Source organism: Aeromicrobium sp. REDSEA-S32_B7 (assembly GCF_001626145.1).
Lineage (GTDB): Bacteria > Actinomycetota > Actinomycetes > Propionibacteriales > Nocardioidaceae > Aeromicrobium > Aeromicrobium erythreum.
In genome coordinates this window covers 1-22,997 of sequence record NZ_LUNF01000219.1, presented here as the reverse complement: position 1 = coordinate 22,997, position 22,997 = coordinate 1, and the positions used below count along the sequence as shown (strand labels likewise).

Annotated in this window: 25 protein-coding genes and 1 pseudogene; 17 read left to right on the top strand and 9 right to left on the bottom strand. The window is 71.3% G+C overall.

What is annotated here, in order from left to right:
- Window positions 1–239: 239 nt before the first annotated feature.
- On the top strand, window positions 240–554 hold the full coding sequence (locus A6Q79_RS14425; RefSeq protein ID WP_317698660.1) for a hypothetical protein: 315 nt from the start codon (window positions 240–242) through the stop codon (window positions 552–554).
- A gap of 102 nt (window positions 555–656) precedes the next feature.
- Here the strand turns inward: A6Q79_RS14425 and A6Q79_RS14420 are convergent, their stop codons facing one another.
- From A6Q79_RS14420 to A6Q79_RS14390, 7 genes are read right to left on the bottom strand one after another with little or no spacing between them, the layout of a single operon-like run.
- The gene (locus A6Q79_RS14420) at window positions 657–1,139 is read right to left on the bottom strand and encodes a pilus assembly protein TadG-related protein (protein ID WP_286689666.1); all 483 of its coding nucleotides are present in this window, start codon (window positions 1,137–1,139) and stop codon (window positions 657–659) included.
- A complete protein-coding gene (locus A6Q79_RS14415; protein WP_286689667.1) occupies window positions 1,136–1,558 on the bottom strand; it encodes a hypothetical protein in 423 nt (140 codons plus the stop codon). Before A6Q79_RS14415 ends, A6Q79_RS14420 begins: the two co-directional genes overlap by 4 nt.
- Entirely contained in the window at window positions 1,555–1,932 is a 378-nt protein-coding gene (locus A6Q79_RS14410) for a TadE/TadG family type IV pilus assembly protein (protein ID WP_286689668.1), read from the bottom strand. Before A6Q79_RS14410 ends, A6Q79_RS14415 begins: the two co-directional genes overlap by 4 nt.
- Entirely contained in the window at window positions 1,932–2,114 is a 183-nt protein-coding gene (locus A6Q79_RS14405; RefSeq protein WP_286689669.1) for a hypothetical protein, read from the bottom strand. Before A6Q79_RS14405 ends, A6Q79_RS14410 begins: the two co-directional genes overlap by 1 nt.
- A gap of 12 nt (window positions 2,115–2,126) precedes the next feature.
- Complete coding sequence (locus tag A6Q79_RS14400) at window positions 2,127–3,038, bottom strand: type II secretion system F family protein (protein ID WP_286689670.1); 912 nt, start codon at window positions 3,036–3,038, stop codon at window positions 2,127–2,129.
- Window positions 3,035–3,886: a type II secretion system F family protein gene (locus tag A6Q79_RS14395; protein WP_286689671.1), complete on the bottom strand. Its 852-nt coding sequence runs from the start codon at window positions 3,884–3,886 to the stop codon at window positions 3,035–3,037. The genes A6Q79_RS14400 and A6Q79_RS14395 overlap by 4 nt, the downstream gene beginning before the upstream one ends.
- Entirely contained in the window at window positions 3,874–4,908 is a 1,035-nt protein-coding gene (locus A6Q79_RS14390; RefSeq protein ID WP_286689672.1) for a CpaF family protein, read from the bottom strand. Before A6Q79_RS14390 ends, A6Q79_RS14395 begins: the two co-directional genes overlap by 13 nt.
- A gap of 47 nt (window positions 4,909–4,955) precedes the next feature.
- Between A6Q79_RS14390 and A6Q79_RS14385 the strand changes: the two genes are divergently transcribed.
- From A6Q79_RS14385 to A6Q79_RS14355, 7 genes are all read left to right on the top strand, one after another.
- Window positions 4,956–6,569, top strand: coding sequence for a recombinase family protein (locus tag A6Q79_RS14385; protein WP_286689673.1), 1,614 nt, complete (start codon window positions 4,956–4,958; stop codon window positions 6,567–6,569).
- Complete coding sequence (locus A6Q79_RS14380; RefSeq protein WP_286689674.1) at window positions 6,566–6,973, top strand: hypothetical protein; 408 nt, start codon at window positions 6,566–6,568, stop codon at window positions 6,971–6,973. The genes A6Q79_RS14385 and A6Q79_RS14380 overlap by 4 nt, the downstream gene beginning before the upstream one ends.
- A 423-nt stretch (window positions 6,974–7,396) precedes the next feature.
- The gene (locus A6Q79_RS14375; RefSeq protein ID WP_286689675.1) at window positions 7,397–7,519 is read left to right on the top strand and encodes a hypothetical protein; all 123 of its coding nucleotides are present in this window, start codon (window positions 7,397–7,399) and stop codon (window positions 7,517–7,519) included.
- Window positions 7,516–8,013, top strand: coding sequence for a hypothetical protein (locus A6Q79_RS14370; RefSeq protein WP_286689676.1), 498 nt, complete (start codon window positions 7,516–7,518; stop codon window positions 8,011–8,013). Before A6Q79_RS14375 ends, A6Q79_RS14370 begins: the two co-directional genes overlap by 4 nt.
- Window positions 8,014–8,612: 599 nt before the next feature.
- Window positions 8,613–9,416 (top strand): phage major capsid protein, encoded by an 804-nt coding sequence (locus A6Q79_RS14365; protein ID WP_286689677.1) that lies wholly within the window; start codon window positions 8,613–8,615, stop codon window positions 9,414–9,416.
- Window positions 9,417–9,478: 62 nt separating this feature from the next.
- Window positions 9,479–9,970 (top strand): Gp19/Gp15/Gp42 family protein, encoded by a 492-nt coding sequence (locus A6Q79_RS14360; RefSeq protein WP_286689678.1) that lies wholly within the window; start codon window positions 9,479–9,481, stop codon window positions 9,968–9,970.
- A 382-nt stretch (window positions 9,971–10,352) separates the two neighbouring features.
- Window positions 10,353–13,100: a peptidoglycan DD-metalloendopeptidase family protein gene (locus A6Q79_RS14355; RefSeq protein WP_317698659.1), complete on the top strand. Its 2,748-nt coding sequence runs from the start codon at window positions 10,353–10,355 to the stop codon at window positions 13,098–13,100.
- 82 nt (window positions 13,101–13,182) lie between these two features.
- On the opposite strand, the gene A6Q79_RS14350 is transcribed toward A6Q79_RS14355, so the two are convergent.
- A complete protein-coding gene (locus A6Q79_RS14350) occupies window positions 13,183–13,386 on the bottom strand; it encodes a hypothetical protein (protein ID WP_286689680.1) in 204 nt (67 codons plus the stop codon).
- Window positions 13,387–13,587: 201 nt separating this feature from the next.
- Between A6Q79_RS14350 and A6Q79_RS14345 the strand changes: the two genes are divergently transcribed.
- On the top strand, window positions 13,588–14,142 hold the full coding sequence (locus A6Q79_RS14345; RefSeq protein ID WP_286689681.1) for a hypothetical protein: 555 nt from the start codon (window positions 13,588–13,590) through the stop codon (window positions 14,140–14,142).
- A 267-nt stretch (window positions 14,143–14,409) separates the two neighbouring features.
- Window positions 14,410–14,718: a hypothetical protein gene (locus A6Q79_RS14340; RefSeq protein WP_286689682.1), complete on the top strand. Its 309-nt coding sequence runs from the start codon at window positions 14,410–14,412 to the stop codon at window positions 14,716–14,718.
- Between the two features lie 118 nt (window positions 14,719–14,836).
- Here A6Q79_RS14340 and A6Q79_RS14335 read toward each other — a convergent pair whose 3' ends face one another.
- On the bottom strand, window positions 14,837–15,286 hold the full coding sequence (locus A6Q79_RS14335) for a TlpA disulfide reductase family protein (protein ID WP_286689683.1): 450 nt from the start codon (window positions 15,284–15,286) through the stop codon (window positions 14,837–14,839).
- Between the two features lie 395 nt (window positions 15,287–15,681).
- Between A6Q79_RS14335 and A6Q79_RS14330 the strand changes: the two genes are divergently transcribed.
- From A6Q79_RS14330 to A6Q79_RS14300, 7 genes and pseudogenes are all read left to right on the top strand, one after another.
- Window positions 15,682–16,140, top strand: a complete 459-nt coding sequence (locus A6Q79_RS14330) for a hypothetical protein (protein ID WP_286689684.1) — start codon at window positions 15,682–15,684, stop codon at window positions 16,138–16,140.
- Window positions 16,141–16,217: 77 nt separating this feature from the next.
- Window positions 16,218–16,940, top strand: a complete 723-nt coding sequence (locus A6Q79_RS14325; RefSeq protein WP_286689685.1) for a response regulator transcription factor — start codon at window positions 16,218–16,220, stop codon at window positions 16,938–16,940.
- A complete protein-coding gene (locus A6Q79_RS14320; protein ID WP_286689686.1) occupies window positions 16,937–18,370 on the top strand; it encodes a cell wall metabolism sensor histidine kinase WalK in 1,434 nt (477 codons plus the stop codon). The genes A6Q79_RS14325 and A6Q79_RS14320 overlap by 4 nt, the downstream gene beginning before the upstream one ends.
- A gap of 75 nt (window positions 18,371–18,445) precedes the next feature.
- Complete coding sequence (locus tag A6Q79_RS14315) at window positions 18,446–20,632, top strand: glycosyltransferase family 39 protein (RefSeq protein WP_289017736.1); 2,187 nt, start codon at window positions 18,446–18,448, stop codon at window positions 20,630–20,632.
- 8 nt (window positions 20,633–20,640) lie between these two features.
- A pseudogene (locus A6Q79_RS14310) lies at window positions 20,641–21,123 on the top strand (glycosyltransferase); the annotation flags it as partial.
- Window positions 21,124–21,316: 193 nt separating this feature from the next.
- On the top strand, window positions 21,317–21,691 hold the full coding sequence (locus A6Q79_RS14305; RefSeq protein WP_317698662.1) for a GtrA family protein: 375 nt from the start codon (window positions 21,317–21,319) through the stop codon (window positions 21,689–21,691).
- 62 nt (window positions 21,692–21,753) lie between these two features.
- The coding region (locus A6Q79_RS14300; protein WP_317698661.1) for a TPM domain-containing protein at window positions 21,754–22,997 on the top strand (1,244 nt) is incomplete at its 3' end.

Below are 22,997 nucleotides of genomic sequence, written 5' to 3'. Positions count from 1 at the left end.
GCCGCTGCTCTGCGTAGCGCGACCATCGGAGATCCGACGTAGCGCACGAGCTAACGATGACGTACTCGCCACCCATGAGAGTGACGAAACGGCTCGGTGGCTTCCGCTCCTTCGTCATGGTCGTAACAATTCACGAACCTTCTCGGCTGCGGCGAGTGACAGCGCCCTGATCGCGCTGTGTCCAGCCGCTTTACGGCTACCGTCGAATAGTGACTACTGCATGTCCCTCGACTGCGGCCGTGCGTTCGCTCGTTCATCCCGTCGTCGAGCACGCTCGATCCAGTGCGACGGAGCCGCTCCTGACACAAGCGGGCAAAGTGACATACTTGGACGATTTCGTGACGATGATGCGCTTGCGCGTCGAAAGCGACGCTGCTCTGCAAGGAGTGCGCAGTCTCGTTCCGGGCGGCCGTCACGGGGACGACATCGATGGAAGTGTCGCCGGCGGCGTGCTCCTGTGGCTTGACGCTCGCGAATTTATCGACGTCTTGGAGTATTGGTGGGTGACCCATGAGCAACCGACCGAACTGCCCGATGTCGGGCAGGTCCGCTAGCACGTTCGGCGCGCTTTCAAGCCTCGCGGTTTCGTACTGATCTCCTCGACCGTCAGGTAGCCAAGAACGACTGCAACGGAACAAGATCGGCGACGGCCGCCACTATCTCACCGACCTGCGAACCGCCGCGAAGGTCATGAGTGGCGAGACGGTGAAACCGATGCTCGACGAAACCCGTCCGTCCACCGCCGACCGCAGCTGCGACGACGCCTCCGCCGTCACCCGCGTGCGGGCGGGCCAGCCGGGCGGGGTGAGGGGAAGGGCGACGACGCGCTCCAGACGCACCGTGACCGTCCCGTCCACGACGCCCACCCGCACGGAGGACACCTCCTCCCCGGCCAGATAGTCACCGACCAGCGCCCGCGCCGACGCCGCGTCGAGCTCGACGCGCTGGTCGGCGTAGAAGGCGGCCTCGTCGAGACCGTCGGCCGCGGCCAGCGCCGCACCGTCGGCCAGGTTCGCGACCTCCTGACGCTGCAGGTAGGCGGCCGTCGCGTTCACCACCACCGCCAGCAGCAGCGCGACCAGCACCAGGAACCCGATCGTCATCACCGTCACGCTCCCCCGCTCGTCCGCGCGCGTCATCGCCCCTCCCGGAACGACCCGTACGGCTCGACATGGGAGGAGTCGACCGCGACCCCACCCACCTCGTCCCCCAGCACCGACGGCGTCAGCGGCAACGGCTGCACCGTGCTCACCGACACCCGGACCGACGAACCCGGCTGCAGGCACGACGACGGCGCCGGCAGGCACACCACCTCCACGTCGGCACGGACCCTCTGGTCACCCAACGCCACAGCGGCCGCGCGCTGCGCCCGCAGGGTGGCCGTCACCGTGTCCGGCGCCTGCACGTACGCCCGCGCCGCCGCCTTGCTCGCCGACGACACCGCGTACGCGGCCCGCTGCGCGTCGAACACCGCAATCATCACGTACACGAACGGCACCAGCAGCAGGATCGTCAGCCACACCAGCTCCACCGGCGCCGACCCCCGCTCGTCCCTCACGGCTCCACCTGCACCAACGCCCGCCCGCGCACGTCGAGCGGCACCCCCGGACCCAGGACACCCAACGCCGGCACCCTCGCGCGCACCCGCACGACGACCGCAGGCGCACCGTCGACCGACGTCCGCGTCGCGCTCACCGACCGAGCGAACCGGTCCGACAGCGAGTCGGTGATCATCCGCCGCGCCCGCACCTCCGCGTCCTCGGGCGTCGCCCCCAGCGGCGCACCCGCCCGAGCCCCGTCCGACGCCGCCGCGGTCAGCGTGTTGCGCACGTGCAGCACCAGCCCCAGCTGCACGATCCCCAGCACCAGCGGCACCAGCAGAACCATGACGAGCACGAAGTCGACCACCGCCGAGCCGCGCTCCCGGCGCATCAGCGCACCGAGCTCAACGCGTCGCGCAGCATGGCCGTCAGCTCCGGGCCGGCGACCGCCGTCAGCACCGCGACGAGCCCGGCGGACATGACCGTGATCATCACCCAGCCCGGCACGTCACCCCGTTCGTCGTGCGGAGGCTCCAGCAGACGCGACCTCAGCCGCAGGGTCAAGGACGACATGACACCACTCCTTCAGCTCGACAGACGCAGACCGACGAGGCCCGGGTAGAACGCGAAGACGACCGTGACGGGCAGGACGAGGAAGACGACGGGGATCATCATGAGGATCTCCTTGCGGCCACCGGACTCCATCAGCTCGCGGCGGGCGGACTCCCGCACGTCGGCGGCCTGCGCGTGCAGCACGTCGACAAGCGGGGTGCCACGGTCGACGGCCACCGCGAGACCCTCGGCGAAGCGCGCGATGCTCGGGACCCCGGTGCGCGCCGCCAACGCGTCGAACGCGGCCGGCACGGTGTGGCCGGTGCGTACGTCGGCGAGCACCCGGCCGAGCTCGTCGGCGAGCGATCCCCGCAGCACGCGCAGAACGCGGTCGAGCCCGGCGACGGGGCTCTCCCCCGCGGCGACCGCCAGCGCGAGCAGGTCGGCGACGGCGGGGAACTCCTCCGCGAGCCGCTCCTCACGTCGGGCCACCTGCGAGGTCAGGAACGAGTCACGGCCCAGCACCCCACCCACGAGGCCGACTCCACACAGCACCAGCAGCACCGTCGGCGAACCACCCGACGTGCTCCACACCAGCACCGCCAGGGCCGCGGCCACCGCGAAGCCCGCCGCGCCCCACGCCAGCTGCTGGACGCGAAAGGCGTCGACGCCGTACGGCGAGCCGAGCCGCACCAGCCGCCGCTCGACGCTCGACGTCCCGCCCGTCAGGCGCCCGACGAGCTCCGCCGCGCCACGCAGCCACGGGCCGTAGACCGCGCCGACCGTGCTCGACGCCCGCGTCCGGGCGGGCAGGAGGTCGCTGAGGTACGGGTCGACGCGCATCGCCGGCGTCGGACGCCGGACCTGCCACCAGGCGACGACGACCAGCAGCAGCCCGACCGCCGCCGCGGCTCCCGCTGCCGCTCCGAGGAGAGTGGCCGTCATGCCAGCACCCGCCGTTCCTCCGGCAGCCGACCGAGCCACAGCATGAGCCGGTAGGCCACGACGCACACCACCGCGCCGCCCACCAGGACGACCGCGCCCGTGCCCGTCGCGTACCGCGCGACCACCTTCGGCTGCAGGCTCATCGCGGCCAGCACCACCCACGGGGCGGCGACGGCCAGGCGGGCTGCGTTGACCGTCCACGACTGGCGCGCCTCCAGCTCGCCCCGCGTCCGGCCCTCCTCGCGCAGGAAGCCTGACAACGCGCGCAGCATGCGGCCGAGGTCGCCGCCGCCGACGTCGCGAGCGATCCGCAACGCCTCCACGACGCGGTCGCCGGTGGGATCGGCCAGACGCTGCTTCAACCGGTCGAGCGCGATGTCGAAGCGCCCCGTCGACTGGTAGTCGCGGCCGAACCGCGCGAACGGCTCGCGCAGACCCTCCGGCCCCCGCTCCCCCAGCTGCACGACCGCCTCGGGCAGCGAGAGCCCCGCCCGCACGGCCGACGCGAGGTTGTCGACGGCGTCGGGCCACAGGTCGGCGTGCTCGCGTGCCCGACGTCGGGCGCGTCCCCGCAACGTCGCCACGGGCAGCAGCGCCGCGAGCGTCCCGAGGACGAGACCGATCACCAACACACCCGACACCGCAGTCATCACCAGACCGGCGACGACGAACGACCCGACGCACAAGGCGAGCAGCGCGCCGGGCTCCACGTCGGACAGCCCGGCGCGGTCGAGCAGCTCGCGCACCCGACGGCGGCCCGACGTCCTACGTTGCGGCAGCGGAGCGAGCGCCCACCACACCAGCAGTGCGACGCCGACCCCGGCGCACAACCCAGTCAGCGTGGCCATGGCGCGTCTCCGTCGGCGGCGAGCACGGCGTCGAGGTCGATGCCGACGCGTGCGAAGGCCTCGGTCCGCGAGGGTCGCCCGTGACCACGACGCAGCACGCCCCCGTCGCGCACGAACACCGTCTCGGACTCGATGTGGCCGTTCTCGACCCGTCCGCTGACCGCTGTGACCTCCTGGACGGCGCGGCGGCCGTCGGCGCCGAGCGCGGTGTGGACGACGAGGTCGATCGACGTCGCGACCGTCGGCACGACGAAGTCGCTGGTGATGTTCGCGCCGGCGAGCAGCGGCAGCGTGCACAGCTTCGTGAGCGCCTGCCGCGCGGAGCTGGCGTGGACGCTGGCCATGCCCGGCAGGCCCGCGTTCAGGGCGAGCAGCATGTCGAGCGCCTCGGCCGAGCGCACCTCGCCCACGACCACGCGGCTCGGCCGCATGCGCAGCGCCTCCTTCACCAGCATCCGCAGCGTCACCTCGCCGGTGCCCTCCAGTCCGGCCTGGCGGCACTGCAGGGCCACCCAGTCGGGGTGGCGGCCGCACTGCAGCTCGAACACCTCCTCCACGGTGATCAGCCTCTGCGACCCGGGGATCGCCGCGGCCAGGCAGTTCAGCAGGGTCGTCTTCCCCGCCTGCGTGCCGCCGGAGACCACCACGTTCAGCCCCGCCACGACGCTCGCCCTCAGGAACCGCGCGACGGCGGCGTCGATCGTGCCGAGCTCGACGAGATCCTCCAACGAGTGCGCCCGCGCCACGAACTTGCGCACGTTGACCGCGCTGAACCCGCGCGCGATCCCGTCGAGCACCACGTGCAACCGGTGCCCGCCCGGCAGCATCGCGTCGACGAACGGCTGCGACACGTCGAGCCGGCGCCCCGACGTCGACAACATCCGCTCCACCAGCTCCCGCACCTGCGTGGCCGTCAGGATCACCGACGTCAGCTCGTGCCGCCCCTCCCGCGCGACGAACACCCGGTCGGGCTCGTTGATCCACAGCTCCTCCAATGAACGTTCAATCCACGAGAGCAGCACGAACCACTCCGGCCCATTCCTCGGAACAGCCACACCGAGGAGCAACCGTGAGCATCGAACTTCCCGAGGCGTCCCGTCTCGTCGACTTCTACGTACGACTGTCCAACGCCGACGAGGGCGCCGACTCCCTCGAACGCCAAGAAGCAGACCTCCGCCAGTGGGCAGACCGCGAGGGCCTGTCCGTGCGCACCGTCTGGAGCGACTACGGCCGTTCCGGCTACCGCGAAAACGTCGAGCGCGAAGCCTTCAAGAGGGCGACCGCTGCCGTCATCGCTGGCGAAGTGGGCACGCTCGCGGTCTGGAAACTCGATCGCCTTTCGCGCCGCGGCGCCGGGGAGATCGGTCTCGTTCTCGACGATGTCGAGCGCGCTAAAGGCCGCATCGTCTTTCTCCGCGACGGCCTGGACACCTCGACGGGCGCCTCCCGAATTCCTATCGCAGTCCTCTCAGAGATTGCGCGCGCGGAGTCGGCGAACACGTCGGTCCGGGTCAGGTCCCGGAAGGCGAGTGATCGAAAGGCCGGGCGCTACCTGGGCGGGGCGGCCCCGTTCGGGTACGTGGTGGACGCAGACAGGCGCCTCCGTCCGCACGAGACTGAGTTCGCCCTCATGCGAGAGTTGGTCGACCGTGTTCTGGGCGGCGCGTCGCTCCTCGACGTCGCCCGCGACTGGAACGCTCGCGGTGTGCCAACGCGTCGCCTCGCGACCTGGCAGAAGCGCCGCGACGAGGGCCGGCTGAGCGCCCGCCAGAGGGCGGCAGGTCCCCCGTGCTGGCGGCCGAGCACCCTGTCCAGCGCCCTCCGCTCCCCGACGCTCTCCGGGCTCATGACAGAAATGGTGACCGTCACGGTCGCCGATCCCGACAAGGGCCCGCGCGCCGTGAAACAAGTCCGCGCCTACCGCGATCCCGTCTCAGGCGAGCACGTCCCGATCATGGCAGACGGATTCGATCCCGTAGCCAGCCCAGCGCAGCACGCACGACTCCTCGAAGTCCTGGACGGACGACTGCGGGCCTACGGCCGCGGTCGCTTCCCCGCGCGGTCGTCGCGGAGCCTCCTCGGGACGCTCGCCCTGTGCGCGTCGTGCGGTCGCACCCTAACGACGTTCGGAGAGTCGTATCGCTGCAAACGCTCGTTCGCGGACGGCCTCACCTGCCCGGCACCCGTGAGCGTTCAAGTCTCTGTGCTCGACGACGCCGTGCGTCGCGCTTGGGCTCGGCGCCTCGCCGCCCTGGACCCGGAATCCCCACTTCTCGACCGCGTCGGCGACCGTTGGCTCCAGAAGTTCGACCCCGCGCCCATCGCCGAGCGTGCGGAGATCGAACAGCGCATCGCTGACTCAGCCGCTCGACTCTCGACGGCCGACGACGACCACTACCTGCACGGCACTCTGGACGCGACGCGGCACGGCCGGATCGCGGGCACCCTCACGCGGACGCTGGCAGCGCTACGCACACAACTTGCCGCACTGCCTCGACCTGAGGCGAATCTCGGGGCGCTGCTGGACCCCGAGTTGTCCCTCCCCGCGATCGAGACGGCTCCAGTACAGGAGGCCCGTGATCTCCTCGGCCTTGTGCTGGCAGCCGTACGAGTGTCGAAGGCGCCACGGGCGGGTGCTCGATTTGTCGCTATGGAACGGCTGGAGTTCGAATGGATCGCATGACTCACTCCCCCGACATCGTCGGCCGCTTCCGCTCTGGCTACCAGGCCAACGACCGCCCGGTCGCCCTCCAGAACTGGCGCATCACCTCGGGTGACCCCGAGGTCGCCGACAAGGTCGCTGACCAGTTCGGCGCGCCCAGTCTCGCCGCCGTCGAGGTTCTCATCGAAGGCGTGTCAGAGGCCAACGAGATCACCCTTCGGCTTGCCGAAGAGCCCGCACTCGGCGTGTTTGCCTGGCGCCCACCCTCGGGGCTCGCCGACGAGGCCGCGCGGCTCGCCCGTATGCGCAGGGGCCGGCCGGCGCGCCTCAGCCTGGAACCGGCGTCGTACGTCGCTGCCAACGGCCCACGTGCCGGTCAAACGATCAGGTACACGCGCCCGTCACTTTCCGCCGACGAGGACTAGCGCCGCCGCGTGTAAACGCCCGGCGGCCGAGCGCCGGGGCGGGTCCCGGTGACGAAAGTGACAGAACTCCGTCACTTCTCTATTCCTACTCAAGATTTCGATTCTTGAAGGCAGATAAGAGAAGTGACGGCTGATCGTCACTTTCGTCACCGGCCGTGCCGGAAGGTGCGTGCACCCTGCTCCGACGGGCGAAACCTGTGGTCACGGGCGGGCCCATTACAACTACGGATCGAAGCGAGTCCGTACCCCCTGCGAAGGAGAACTGCCGTGCCCTGCCCTGTGTGCTCCTCACCTGTCCCGACCCCGCGCCGCGGACCCGCTCGGCGGTTCTGCTCTGAGAAGTGCCGCGGGGAGGCACGCCGAGGCGCGTACCGCGCCGAAGTCCTCGCCGCCGCGCAGACCGTAGAGGCGCTCACCTCCCGGTTGCGAGCGCTCGAAGCCGAGCGCGCCGCCGAGCGCGCCGCCGCCGTCGAGGAGATGACACGCGTCACGGGCTACTTCCAAGCGCTGGTCGCCGCGCTGGCTGCGCGACAGGCCGCCGCATGAGCGCCCGCGCCGCCGCCGAGCGCGCAGCCCGCGCAGCCCGCCGCGCGCAGGAGGAGGCGTCCGCCGAGGCCGTCGTCTCGGCGTGGCTTCGTCGGGGGCTCCTGACTTCAGGGCGCCACCTCGCCGCGCATCTCTACGGCGCCGCCCGCCGCTCGATCCAGGCGGCGCAGGCTGCCGAGAAGAATCTCCCGGACGGCCGCCCCTACCTCGTGCCGGGGCCTCGCATCTTCTACTCCGTCGCCGACGACCTACTCGGCGCGAGCACACGGTCGAACGCCGGCCGCGTCTACACCATCGAACCGAAGGCACTCTCCGTGAACAACTCCCCCACGATGGGCGACGCGATCGACCGTCTCCGCGCCGTCCGCGTCGCCGCTGAAGCCGCGATCGCTTCCAACAGCGGAACTCTGACTGCCGTCATCGACGGTGCCCCGGTCCGACTCCTCGACGCCGCTCTGACGACGACCGGCGTCGTCGGCTGGCCCGCGGAGTGAACGTCGCCGCCCGCGTCGCCGTCTCGCTGAGCCTGCTCACGCTGCCCGCGGGCCTCTGGCTTGGCGGGAGCCCCTGGAAGTGGCTCGCTACCGCCGCGACCCTGTTCCTCGTCGCCGTCATCGCCGATAGCGGCCCGCCGCGGTCTGCGCGCCCCGAGCGCGGCGACTGCCGTCTCTAACGCCCTTGGCGTTCTCCTGACTGGCGCCTAACGCGCCCCCCATTTGTCCTCGGGTTGGTTACCCGTCGACGGGTACCGCCGCTCTGCGGCGGGCTCCTTTCCGATCAGCGTCGCCCGCTTACTCGCTCATGGTGAGCGGGCGGCGCTGTGGACCTCGTTCTCGCCCTCGTGCGCCCTGCGTCTGGGGCTTTCTTGCGTGCTCCCGCGGCCCCGTACACGCCGCGCCAGCGAGCCGCCACCGCCTGCTTCCGGCGCCCGCACGGGCTACGCCACGGGCGGGAATCCGAGCGCGCCCCTAGCGCCCGGTTTGCGCCCCCAGTCGGGCGCCTCCTCCGAGCCGCACGGCTCCCCCTCCGCTCGCCGCCGCACGGCAACCGCGGGCACTGCCCCCTCCCCTCTTCTTGCTCGAAGGAGCACCGCATGACCAACACCACCTCTACGTCTGCCGCGGCGTGGCGCCCGGATCAGACCGCGTACTTTGACCTGGACAGGATGCCCGACCTGCTCCTCCCGCAGGTCGCCACGGTCGCTGGGAGCGTCGAGGGCGACGCCGTCGCCGTCCGCGTCCCGTATGTTGAGACGGACGGAATCTCCAGCGTCGTTGCTGAGGGCGCGCCCATCACTGAATCCGACCCTGAGTTCGCCGAGGTCGTAGTGATGACTCGCAAGATTGCGACGCTGAGTGTCGTCTCGCTGGAGCAGTACCGACAGCCCGAGGCGCGACACCTCATCCTGGAGTCCCTTCAGCGCTCCGTGACCCGCGAGGCGAACAAGGAGTTCATCTCCGCTGTCGGCGCCCTCTCCGCCGACTTCATTTCGGGCGGGACACTCGGCGAGAACTTGGACAGCATCTCCGACGCCGTCGCCGAGATCGAGGCCAACGACGGCCGCGCCTCGCACATCGTCATGCCCGCGAGCGCCTGGCAGACCCTCGCGAAGGTCAAGCAGGCCACCGGCTCCAACATGCCTCTTCTCGGAGTCGGCACGAACAGCACCGAAGGGTCTCGCCGCTCGATCTTCGACCTCCCGGTCATCCTGTCGGCGACCGCCCCGGCCGTGTACGTACTGAGCAAGGGCGACCTCCTCGCGGCGACCGGGCAGATCGCCGTGTCGATCTCCGAGCATGCTGCGTTCAACCGCGACGCCGTGTCCATGCGCTCAACCCTGCGCTTCGGGATCGCGCCTTCGCGCCCTGAGCGGCACGCCGTCATCGCCCTCAGCTGACCCCGAGCGGGGAGCCTGGCAGGCCGCCAGGCTCCCCGCTCTCTCTGTTTCGGGAGGTCCTCGTGCCTGACGCCGCTCCCCTGTGGTCCCACCCCGCCGACGTCCGCGCCCGGTGGGTGGGCCCCGCCCCACTGACCGCCGACGACGCGCAGATCGCGACGCTTCTCGGCGACGCGGAGGACACCGTCCTTCGCGAGTTCCCCGACATGGCGAAGCGCGTCGCGCGTGCCGACGGGACCGACACGAGCGAGGGCCTCGCGACGCCGAAGCGGCGCGTCGTGAAGGTGCTCTCCCGCATGGTGATCCGCCACCTCCGCAACCCGGAGGGCCGCCGCCAGACGCAGGAGAGCGCGGGCCCATTCCAGCGCTCGACGACCTACTCCGGCGACGAGCCGGGCGAGATGTACCTGACCGACGTCGACATCGCCGAACTCGGCGGTCACCCTGCCGCAGGCGGTGCGTTCACGATCGACACGATGCCTGCCCACTCGACGCGCGCGCTTCACCCGTCTATCGAGCCCCGCCTATGGGGCGGGGAGAGCGCCGAGGGGTGACCTAGGGGGCCCTCCCCCTCCCCCGCCCCTGCTGCCTCACTCTCGGCATTGCGTCATTTCACACACGGGTCTCCCGTTCCACATCATTTCCAGCGAAACCCCGCGAATCCCCTGGGATTCCGGGGTTTTTTCATGCCCTAGGAGCACCGCTCATGACCCCAACCCGCGCAGAGCAGAGGTACGCCGCCCGCATCCGTCGCGCGCTCCCCTCACCACCTGTCTATCTGCGGGCGCTTCCCGACTCCAACCTGACGGCCGGGCCGCACACCGCCCGCCGCGTTCGCGCATGGTGCGCCCGTGAGGGTGTCGAGGTCCCGACTCTCCTTGACGTCGCCGCCGAGCGGGCGCGTCGGTCCATCCGCGCCTCGACGGAGCCGTGCCCGTGAACGCGACCGGGATCGACCTCGGTGCCGCGTACCTCGCGATCCTCCCCGACACGAGCAAGATCGCGCCTGGGATTAAGGCGGCTCTCGGCGTGGCGGAGAAGGGCGCCGCGGACTCGGGCCGTCGGGTCGGCCGCGACTTCTCCGGTGCCGCCGCGGCGGCGGTCAAGCGAGCCGCGCCTGTCCTCGCCGCCGGCCTCGTCGTCAAGGGCGGTCTGAACCGCCTCCTTCAGATCGACGACGCCCGCGCGAAGTTGCGCGGAATGAAGATGGACGCCGAGGAGATCGGCAAGGTCCAGGACTCCGTCTCCGCGGCCGTCGACGGGACCGCTTTCAGCCTGGCCGACGGCATGAACGCCGCGACCACGGCCCTCGCGTCCGGCGTGAAGCCCGGCGCCGAACTCGAGAAGTACCTCCGCCTGATCGGAGACGTTGCCACGCAGGGCGGCGCGACCTTTCAGGAAATGGGCTCGATCATCAATCAGGTCACCGCCCGCGGCAAGGTCGGGCAGGAGAACCTCAACCGCCTTACCGAGCGCGGCATCGGCATTCAGACGATGCTCGCCGACTCGCTCGGGGTCTCCGGTGACCAACTGTCCGAGAAGTTGCGCAAGGGCTACGTCTCCGCGAAGGACTTCCAGAAGGCGCTAGAGCAGAACTTCGCGGGCTCCGCGAAGAAGGCCGGCGACACCGTCCGCGGCTCCTTCGCGAACATGCGCACGAGCATGTCGCGGCTCGGCGCGACGATCCTGGAGCCCGCCTTCAAGCAGGCACCGGCCCTGTTCCAGGTCATCACCGTCGCCGTGAAGGAACTCGCCGCCGAGGGTGGCGTCGCTACCCGCATCGGCGAGGCCCTCGGGAAGGCGCTCGCGACGACCGTCTCGGTCCTCGGCGACGCCCTGAAGGTCGCAGGCAAGGTCCTGAGCATCGCGAAGGAGAACAAGGAAGTCCTCGCGGTCCTCGTGGGCGGCTACGTCGCCTATCGCGCTGCCGTGAAGGCTGCCGTCATCGTCGAGGGCGCGCTCGCCCTCTGGCGCGGACGGCAACTCGTCCTCATGTACGCCGTGACGGCCGCACAGCGCCGGATGAACACGGCCATGAAGGCGAACGTCATCGGCATCGTCGTGACGGCTCTGACCCTCCTCGTCGCCGGCTTCGTCTACGCGTACAAGCACAGTGAGACCTTCCGCTCGGTCGTCGACCGCGTGTGGTCGTCGGTCAAGAGCGCGTTCGCCTCCGCGTGGCAGGCGATCCGGCCCGTCGTGACCGAGATCGGCCAGTGGCTCGCCCGCGCGCTGCCTGTCGCGTTCGGCGTCCTGCGCCGTGTGGCGGCCGTGCACCTGAAGATCATCGGGACGTACTTCCGCACGGTGTGGGCGCTCGTAAAGCCGATCCTCCGCCTCCTGGCGTGGACGATCCGCAACCTCGTCGCCCCCGCGATCCGCTTCCTCTGGACGAACGTCGTCAAGCCCGTGTTCGGGTGGATCGTCGCGCGGATCAAGAGCGCGTGGACGTCGATCCGACCTGCCTTCTCCGCGATCGGCCGTGGTGCCAGCAACCTCGCCGACGCCTTCACCTCCGTGCGTCAGCGCGTTGCGTCTTCCTGGTCGAAGATCGTCGACGCCGTCCGGAAGCCACTCGACAAGGCGAAGGGAATCATCAACGGGTTTCTGGACCTGATCAACAAGATTCCGGGAGTCAACGTCCCGCTTCTCGGCGCTGCCAAGGTGGCGACCGAGACGGGCTCTGACAAGGCGCGTGCGGCGCGCGGTGCAATCCACCGTGCCCGCGGCGGCGCCGTCTTCGGGCCGGGGACATCGATCAGTGACTCCATCCCCGCGTGGCTCTCCGCTGGAGAGCACGTCCTCGACGCCGCCGACGTGCGCAACATGGGCGGACACGGGGCGATCTACGCCATGCGCGAGGCAGCAGCCCGCGGTGTGCTGCCGGCGTTCGCGCGAGGTGGCGCAGTGGCACCGGGAACTGGACGGCAGCACTCCAAGATGCAGTATCCGTGGGCGACGTGGGCTGGCGACTTCCCGAACCCGATCGGCACGCCGGTCAAGGCGTGGAAGGCCGGCACCGTGGCTCTCGTCAAGAGCCTGACGACGTCCTACGGCAAGCACATTCGCCTCAACCACACCGACGGCACGAGCAGCCTCTACGCTCACCTCTCCTCCTTCGCCGTGAAGGTGGGCGAGGCCGTGCGCCAGGGCCAAATCATCGGCCGCGTCGGGTCGACCGGCAACAGCACCGGCCCTCACCTCCACGCGGAGTTCATGGGCGGCCACTACAAGGGCGGTTCGGGCGGCTCGGTGTGGGACACGCTGAAGGGCGCTAGCGGAAAGATCACCGGCTGGATCAAGTCGAAGTTGCTCGACAAGGCCAACATCGGCGGCCTCCTCGGCAACGTCTCGGGCCTGTTCGGCGAGATCGGCAACGGCGTGAAGAAGAAGGTCCTCGGCGGCCTGTTCGACTCCGGCGGCGTCGCCTCCGGGCTCGGCTTCATGGCGAAGGGCACCGTCCAGCCTGAGCGCGTGCTGTCACCGCGCCAGACACGCGCCTTCGAGGCAGCGCTCGCCCGCGACTTCCAGCCCGGCGAGGGCGGATCGGGCGGCGTGTCCGTCACGGTCGCCGACTTCGAGATCACCGATTGGGAGGCCGGCATGGCTCGCATCTCGCTTCTCGTCGAGGACGCGATCGACAACTACGACGCCCACCAGGGCCAGGTAGCCCGCGCTGCCTAAACCGAAAGCCCCGTCCCTAGCGCTATGCGCCGGGGGCGGGGCTTTTCGTCGTTTAGGTGCGCGCGCGGCGACTAGCCGCCGCTCAGGCGAGCGCAGAGAAACGCGCGAGGAGGCCGTCGACCGCTTCGTCGACGAGATCGGCAAACGCGCAGTCGTCCAGGAGGCGCCCGAGCGGCGTGTCATGCAGCAGTGTCGCCGCCTCGTGAGCGAGGTCGAGGTACGCGTCGTGAGCGACGGGGCCATTCGAGGGAGCGGCGTCGCGCTCCTGTGGGAGGATCACGGTCATGGCTGGCAGCCTTCCTTGTAAGGGCTTCCGGTCTAGGTCCCGTCGGGCGTTGCCGCGCCCTGCGGGACCGTTCTGTTACGACGACCGTACACGCCAAGGGCGGCGATGTCGCCTGTTCGACGAGAGTCATTTTGCACTGCGATTCCAGTCGCGAAAGGCGACTTGCGTGACCTGTCGCCGCCCTTCGCTAGCGTGTCTCGCATGAGTACCGCAGCGTGGGCAGTCATTGGCGTCTTCGTCGGAGCCGCGTTGCAGTTCCTCGCCAACACCCTTAGCGACCGACGAGCCGATCGGAGAGCCGACGCCGACCGCGCGGAAAGCCGTCGCGCGCGCCTGGAAGCCAGACAAGAGGAACGCGCGGCCCGGTTGTTCGACTCTCGTCGGACGGCCTACGAAGCGTTCATCAGCACCGCGAGGAGCGAGAGTTCGAGGCTGTGGACCGCGGGCTCAAGGTTTCTCATCGGCGAACGCTCGACCGACTTGCATCGGCCCGTCGGCGATGAGTTGCTGGATCAGTGGGGAACGGTGGGCCTCTACGGATCACCCGCGACCGGGAGGGCCGCCGAGGAGGTGTATGCGGCACTTTTCGAGTTTGCCAATCTCTGCCGACGAGGGCCAAAGAACCTTGAAGAGGTCGCCCAGCACTACGGCCGCGTGAGCGCGTTGCTAGAGGCCTTCGCCGGGGCCGCCCGCGTAGATATGGGTGCGGCGATCCCCGCTGACGGCGGCATGAGCGCCGAGACTTCGACACAATGAAGTCATGAGCGATGATGACGGCGTCCGCTGGGTGCTCGCCAACGACGGCAAGGCGCACGCGCTGACGTGGCTATCCAAAGACAAGACGCACGGGGGCCTGGCGTGCCGAGCCGGCGTGAACAGGCCTACACCGGCGGGACCGGGTGACCGACGGTGCTCGGAGTGTCGGAGCGAGATTTCGAGCCTGGAGGCTCAGAAGCAAAGAGGCTCGTCGACCTAGCCGGGGTCGATGCATGTCAGGTGGCGCGACACGCCAGGCCGCGCCACGTGTCGTCGTCCACGTCCCATCACACGAGACGCTCGTGGTTTCGTACTAACCTCCTCGACCGTCGGGTCGTCCAGGAACGGCTGCAACGGTCCGAGCCCGGCCACGTCGGCCACGATCCCGCCGACCACCCGGTCGGGCTCTTCCAGCGACCGCACCGCACCCGTCAGCGACCGTCGCTCGTGCTCGGCCACCACCTCGTGCGCGACCTCGCGTACCGCATCCGCGTCCGTCTGCGGGTCGAGCCGCCGACGTCGCACCTGCTCGCGCACCCGCTCCGCGAGCGTCGCCTGCACCGGATCCACCACTGACCTGTCCCCCGAGAAGTCGTGTCGATGACCAGGACCATGACAAGAACGGCGCGATCTGTGAAGGGGACGCCCGCCTAAACTGTGGACAAGTGGGACGGACGGACGATCGCGACCCGCGTCAGGAGCCCCGCACCTCGGCGACGACGTCGCGGAGCAGCGTCGGGGTGACCTCGGCCGAGGCGATCCGCGCGGCCACCCGTCCGCGGGTGTCGAGCACCCACGTACCAGGGACGGCCTGGACAGGGAGCACCTGGCTGAACCGCAGGGCAAGACGACTGTCGCGGTCGACCAAGGTCGGGTACCGGACCCCGAAACGCTCGTTGAAGGCTCGCGCAGCGGCAGGCGAGTCCCGCGCGAGAAGACCGATGAAGGCCACGTCCGACGGCGCCTCATCGGACACTCTTGCGAAGACCGGGGCCTCCTTGCGACAAGGAGCGCACCACGAGCCCCACCAGTTCACGACGACGACCTTGCCGCGGTAGCTATCCAGGTCGACCGGTGCACCGTCGAGCGACTCCCCCTCGGCGCCGTGGAGCACCTCGCGCTCGCTCGGGCGGAGGATGGTCACCCCCGCGCTCGCATCCCCGCTCTCAGCGCCCGCACAGCCCGACAGGAGCAGCGCGCACGCCATCACCGCCACGACACTCGCCTTCACCTACAACCTCCAGAAGGACATCGACCCTGCTCCGGACGTTCGCTCACCGTCACAGGGACTCTGCCAGCGAAGACTGCACGGCAACACACACCGCTCGCGAGGTGGTGTGTCCGCCCCAGGAGCGGATCGTGCTTCGGACGCTGACGCCGGCGCCGCCCCGGTCGTCACGTCGTGCAATCACGGCTGGTCAAGCGTGTGATCGGTCACGTACAGTGGAAGCCGGACTGCGAAAATGACCCGTTCGGGCTAGAGCGCAGGTGATCGCGGTCCGGGAGCATGTCCTCTGGGAGTGGGGAGAAGTGGAAGACATGGTGACGACCACCCGCGTGGTGCAGCCGTCGTTCGACGACGACGCCCTCGTTCCGCACGCCTACCTGCGCAGCCTCCTCGAGGAGGCCGCCACCCTCGCCCCGCGCGAAGGCCTGGCCGACGTGCTCACGCTCGTCACCGCAGCCGTCGAGGAGTGCGCGCTCACGCCCGACGTCGCGTTCTCGCTCGGCCAGCAGCTTCGTCTCGTCATCGGCGCCCACCCCGCCGACGGCGACCTCGACGCCCACCTGCTGCTCCACGCCCTGCTCTCGGAGCTGATCGAGGTCACCAGCCTCGTCGACGGCGTCCACCTCGACGACCTCGAGCCGCTCGTGCAGCACCTCGTCTCCATCGGCGACCTCGCCGAGGCGCAGCGCACCACCCGCCTCGCCGACGCCACGCGCGCCCGCGTCCGCGCGCTCGAGAGCAGCATCGCCGCCGACCTCGGCGCCGCCTGACCCGCACGCAGCCCGCTCACAGGAACCACACAGGTTCCGCACGGACAGGCGACGGACAGGCCGTCCACACTGGACCCATGACCGCGCCCCTCACCCGCGCCGACGGCACGCCCCTGCGCGTCCTCGTCGTCGACGACGAGCCCAACATCGCCGAGCTGCTCATGATGGCCCTGCGCTACGAGGGCTGGGACGTGCGCACCGCCGCCACCGGACGCGACGCCGTGTCCACCGCCCGCGAGCACGCCCCCGACGTGATCGTCCTCGACTGGATGCTGCCCGACGTCGACGGCCTCGAGGTCCTGCGACGCGTCCGCCAGCACGACGACCGCGTCCCCGTCCTCTTCCTCACCGCGCGCGACGCCGTCGAAGACCGCGTCGCCGGGCTCACCGCCGGCGGCGACGACTACGTGACCAAGCCGTTCAGCCTCGAGGAGGTCGTCGCCCGCGTCCGCGCCCTCGTGCGACGCACCGGCGTGCTCGAGCAGCGCTCCGACCACGTCGTCACCGTCGGCGACCTCACCCTCGACGAGGACAGTCGCGACGTCACCCGCGCCGGCACCCCCATCGAGCTCACCGCGACCGAGTTCGAGCTGCTGCGCTACCTCATGCGCAACCAGCGTCGCGTGCTCAGCAAGGCGCAGATCCTCGACCGCGTGTGGAACTACGACTTCGGCGGCCAGGCCAACGTCGTCGAGCTCTACATCTCCTACCTGCGCAAGAAGATCGACGCCGGCCGCGAGCCGATGATCCACACCAAGCGCGGCGCCGGCTACGTGCTCAAGCCCGCCGAGAGCGCATGAGCCTCACCCGCCGGCTCGTCCTCACCGTCGTCGTGCTGGTGGCCACCGCGAGCCTGCTGGTCGCCGCGGCCGCGACGCTGCTCATGCGCAGCTCGCTCACCGACCGCCTCGACGCCCAGCTCGCGCAGGCCATGGACCGCGCCAGCACCGAGGCGCGCGGCAACCCGCTCGGACCCGGCGGCGGGCCGGGTGGGCCCAGCAGCCGCGTCGACGTCGTGTGCGGCGAACGTCCCCGACCACCCCTCGGGCAGGCCGCCGGCAGCCTCACCGCCGTCTACACCTCCGACTGCGCCAACGGCGTGCAGATCACGTCGAGCGGGAGCCTGCGCGGCCTCTCCACCACCGCGCTGCAGCGCCTCGGCGGCGTCGACGCCGACGAGACGCCCCGCACCATCGACCTCCCCGGCCTCGGGTCGGTGCGCGTCGCCGCCACCACCACGCCCGACGGCACCGTCGTCGTGCAGGGCCTGCCCACCGACGACGTCGACCAGACCCTCACCCAGCTGCTGTGGTGGGAGGTGCTGCTCACCGTCGTCGGCGCCGCCGTCGCCGCAGCCGTCGGGGCTGCCCTCGTGCGCCGCCAGCTGCGTCCGCTGCGCGACGTCGCCGCCACGGCGCACGAGGTCTCGGCCCTCCCCCTCGACTCCGGCGAGGTCGGCCGCACGGCCCGGGTGCCCGACGCGCTCACCGACCCCGGCACGGAGGTCGGCCAGGTCGGCGAGGCGCTCAACCGGCTGCTCGGGCACGTCGAGGGGGCGCTCGACGCACGTCACGAGAGCGAGCAGCAGGTGCGCCAGTTCCTCGCCGACGCGTCCCACGAGCTGCGCACCCCGCTCGCCACCATCCGCGGCTACGCCGAGCTCGGCCGACGCACCGGCACCGACCAGCTGGCCAAGGTCGAGGAGGAGGCCCAGCGGATGTCGACCCTCGTCGACGACATGCTGCTGCTCGCCCGCCTCGACGCCGGACGCCCGCTGGAGCGGGAGCCGGTCGACGTGAGCCGGCTCGTCGCCGAGGCCGTCGCCGACGCGCAGGTCGTCGACCGCGAGCGGCGCTGGCGGCTCGCGCTGCCCGACGTCGCCGTGGAGGTGCCCGGCGACGCGATGCGGCTGCACCAGGCCGTCACGAACCTGCTGCGCAACGCCACCCGGCACACCCCGCCCGGCACCGAGGTGACGGCACGGGTCGACGTCGACGACGCCACCGTGCGGATCGAGGTGCACGACGACGGTCCCGGCCTCTCCCCCGACCTGCTGCCCGTGGTGTTCGAGCGGTTCACGCGCGGCGACTCCTCGCGGACCCGCGCGTCCGGCGGCGCCGGCCTCGGGACGTCGCTCGTCCGGGCGATCGCCGAGGCCCACGGCGGCCGGGTCGAGGTCGAGAGCCGCCCCGGCAGCACGACGTTCCGCATCACGCTGCCTCGCTCCTGAGCCGCGCCACCACTCACAGACGACCCACAGCGCGACGAGACGAGCACCCCAGCGGGGCCGCCCAGCATCGACGTCATGCACCCGACGACGACGCTCCGCGCGGCATCACGACCCGCCGAGCCACCCCAGGCCCCGACTCAGCGCGACACCGCGCCCCGGCCCCTCGCCCGCCTCTGGCGTGGACGCCCGGAGGACCACCCCGCGGCCCGCCCCGCCCTGCTGCTCCTGCTCGCAGCGACGGCAGCGCTCTACCTGTGGGGCCTCGGCGCCTCCGGGTGGGCCAACTCGTTCTACTCCGCCGCCGCGCAGGCCGGCTCCGCGTCGTGGAAGGCGATGTTCTTCGCCTCCTCCGACGCCGCCAGCTCGATCACGGTCGACAAGACACCGATGTCGCTGTGGGTGATGGCCCTGTCGGTGCGCCTCTTCGGCCTGTCGTCGTGGAGCATCCTCGTGCCCCAGGCGCTCATGGGCGTCGCGACGGTGTGGCTGCTGCACGGGACGGTGCGCCGGACCACCGGCAACGCCTGGGCCGGTCTCGCCGCCGGTCTCGTCCTCGCCCTCACCCCGGTCGCGACGCTGATGTTCCGGTTCAACAACCCCGACGCCCTGCTGCTGCTTCTCCTCGTGGGCGCGACGGCCGCGACGCTGCGCGCCTTGGAGGACCCGGCCCGCGCGGTGCGCTGGCTCGTGCTCGCAGGCGCCCTCGTCGGGTTCGGCTTCCTGACGAAGATGCTGCAGGCCTTCCTCGTCCTGCCGGCGCTCGGCGGCGTCTACCTGCTCGCGGCCACTGTGCCGTTCTGGCGTCGCGTCGGGCACCTGCTCGTCGCGTTCGCGTCGATGGTCGTCGCGGGCGGCTGGTGGGTGCTGGCCGTCGAGCTGTGGCCCGCGTCGAGCCGACCGTGGATCGGCGGCTCGCAGAACAACTCGATCCTCGAGCTGACGCTCGGCTACAACGGCCTCGGACGGCTCAACGGCAACGAGGTCGGCTCCGTCGGCGGTGGCGGTGGCGGCGCCGGCGGTGGCATGTGGGGCCAGACCGGCCTCACGCGGCTGTTCGACGCCGAGATCGGTGGTCAGATCGCCTGGCTGCTCCCTGCGGCCCTGCTCCTGCTCGGTCTCGGCCTGTGGTTCGCGGTGCGCTCCGGCCGGGGCTGGCGTTCCGCCCCGCACACCGCCGGGCTGGTCGTCTGGGGCCTGTGGCTCCTGGTCACGGGCCTGACGTTCAGCCTCATGGCCGGCATCTTCCACGCCTACTACACGGTGGCGCTGGCTCCCGCGATCGGCGCGGTCATCGGCATCGGCGGCCACCTGCTCTGGCGTCACCGCACCGAGCTGGTGGCGGTCGTCGGCGCCGCGGTCGTGCTCCTCGCGACCACGGCCATGGCGGTCGTCCTGCTGCGCCGTGCCGACGGGTTCCTGCCATGGCTCGCGCCCACCGTCGCGGTCGCCGGCGTGCTCGTCACCGGCGCCCTCCTCGCGCTGCCGGTCGTCCGGCGTCGGCTCCCCTACCGCGCCGCACGACGCCTCGGTCTCGGCCTGGCGGGCGCCGCCGTTGTGACCATGCTCGCCGGACCTGCCGTCTACGCGGTCGACACCGCCGCCTCGCCGCACACCGGCTCGATCCCGACCGCCGGCCCCGACACCGGTCGCGGTGGACCTGGCGGCTTCGGCGGCGGACGTCCTCCGGGCGGCTTCCCCGGAGGTCGCCCCGGCGCGACCGGCCAGCAGGGTGCGCCGCAGGGCGCACCGCAAGGACAGGGCTTCCCCCAGGGGCAGGGCTTCCCGCAGGGACAGGGCACCAGTCAGGGACAGGGCTCGGCGCAGGGCCAGACCGGCACCGGACAGAACGGCACCGGACAGAACGGCCCGACCGGCGGAGCAGGCGCCGGTGGGCTGCTCGAGGGCTCGACCTCGTCGGCCGAGGTCGACGCGCTGCTCACCCAGGACGCCGACTCCTACACCTGGGTCGCCGCCGCCGTGGGCTCCAACAGCGCCGCCGGCTTCCAGCTGTCCACCGAGGAGCCGGTGATGGCGATCGGCGGCTTCAACGGCTCCGACCCGTCGCCCACGTTGAGCGAGTTCAAGCAGCTCGTGGCCGACGGGGAGATCCACTGGTTCATCGCCGGCGGCGGTGGCGGACGTGGCGGGCCGGGTGCGAGCGGCAGCACGAGCACCGAGATCCAGGAGTGGGTCGAGGCGACGTTCACCGCGCAGACCGTCGACAACACCACGCTGTACGACCTGTCGGGCGGCGTGCAGTGAGCGCCGTGATGGAGCCGACCACGTCGCCGGCGCGTCGGCTCGGCACGCTCGACGTCGTCATCCCGGTGTTCAACGAGGAGCGCAGCCTCGTGGCGTCGGTCGAGGCGGTCGTCGCGCTCCTGGATGACCTGCCCCTCGTCTCGACGGTGACGGTGGCCGACAACGCCAGCACCGACCGCACCGGCGCGCTCGCCGACCAGCTGGCCGCCCGGCACCCCGGCGTGCGGGTCGTGCACCTGGAGGAGAAGGGGCGGGGTCGCGCGCTGAAGGCGGCGTGGTCGAGCTCGGACGCCGACGTCCTCGTCTACATGGACGTCGACCTCTCGACCGACCTGAACGCGCTGCTGCCCCTCGTGGCGCCGCTGCTCACCGGCCACTCCGACCTGGCCATCGGCAGCCGGCTCGCCCGGACGTCGCGCACGGTGCGCGGACCTCGGCGCGAGATCGTCTCGCGCGGGTACAACTACCTGCTGCGCGGTGCGATGCGGGCCCGGTTCAGCGACGCGCAGTGCGGCTTCAAGGCGATCCGTCGCGACGTCGCCGACCGGCTCCTGCCCCTCGTGCACGACGACGCCTGGTTCTTCGACACCGAGCTCCTCGTGGTCGCCGAGCGCCGCAGAGCTCGGCCGCGTCTCGCGCCAGGGCGCGGCCGGCGGGCTCTCCGCCCAGCTGGCCGGGTTCGCGGTGGTCGGCGTCCTCTCGACCCTCGCCTTCGCCGTCCTCTACCTCGGGCTGCGCGGACCCCTCGGCGCACAGGGCGCCAACGTGGTGGCCCTGCTGCTCACGACGGTCGCGAACACCGCCGCGAACCGGCGCTTCACGTTCGGCGTCCGTGGTCCGGGCGGTGCCGCCGTCCACCAGCTGCAGGGCCTGGTGGTGCTCGGAACCGGCATCGCCGTCACGAGCGGCGCCTTGGCGCTGCTGCACCAGCTGGCCGGCACGCAGCACCGTGGGCTCGAGGTGGTGGTGCTCACCGCGGCGAACCTGATCGTCACCGTGGGCCGGTTCGTGCTCATGCGCGGGTGGATGTTCCGGCGAGGCGCGGCCAGGACCGGGTGAGCCGACACGCCCCGGCGCGCGCGGTTGTCCCGCAACCAGCGATCCGCAAGGATCGACGTGTGATGCCGCGCTTCGTCCGCCGTGCCCTGGCCGTGACCTCGGCCCTGCTCGCTCTCGGGGTCGCGGGCGTCGTCGGGGTCGGGCCGGCCGCCGCGGAGGAGCCCGTCGACGTCAGCGGCCAGATCACCGACCGTGCCGACGCTCTCGGCGCCGACCGTCCGCAGGTCCAGGCCGCGCTCGACCGCTACTACCGCGACACCGGCCGTCAGCTGTTCGTCGTGTACGTCCGGACCTTCGACGGGCTGACGGGTGCCGAGTGGGCGACGCGCACCGCCGAGCGGTCGGGCCTGGGCCGCACCGACGTGCTGCTGGCCGTCGCGCTGGAGTCGCGATCCTACGGCTACGACGCCGACAGCGACGAGCTCTCCGACGCCGACCTGGAGAAGGTCGACCGCGAGTACATCCTCCCGGCCCTTCGGCAGGACGACTGGGCCGGTGCAGCCACCGGCGCCGCCCGGGGGCTCACCGACGTGGACCGCGACACCGGCATCCCGTGGGGCTGGGTCGTCGGCGGCACGGCTGTCGTGGCCGCCGGTGCTGCTTACGGGGTCCACCGCTCCCGTCGACGCTTCGACCACACGCACCCGGTGGTCGACGAGCACGGCCAGCCGGTCGACCCGGCGGCGATCCTCGACGACGACGAGCTCGAGGCCGCCGTCGCGGAGGCGCTCGTGGTGGTCGACGATGCGCTGCAGACCGCCGACCAGGAGGTCGGCTTCGCCGAGGCCCAGTTCGGCGAGGCCGCCGCAGCCGACTTCCGGCGCACGGTCGTGGAGGGGCGGGCCACGTTGCGCGAGGCGTTCACGCTGCGCCAACGGCTCGACGACGCCGAGCCCGAGACCGACGCCGAACGTCGCGTGCTGCTGTCACGGGTGCTGCACCTCTGCGACACGGTCGACGACGCGCTCGATGCCCAGGTCGAGCGCCTCGACGCGCTGCGCGACCTGCAGACCCGCGCGCCCGAGGTGGCCGACACGCTGCAGCAGCGCCTCGATGCCGTCGTCGCGCGGCTGGCGCCCACCGCCGAGACTCTCCGCGCGCTCCAGTCCGAGCACGCCGGCAGTGCGCTCGCCGCCGTCTCCGGCAACGTCATCCGCGCGGAGTCGCTCACGCGCAGCGCCACCGAGCAGCTCGGCCAGGCCCGCGCGGCGCTCGGCGGGTCCGACCACGCGACCGCGGCCGTGCGGCTGCGCACCGCTGAGGAGGCGACCGGCCAGGCCGTCGCCCTGCTCGACGCGGTCGACAC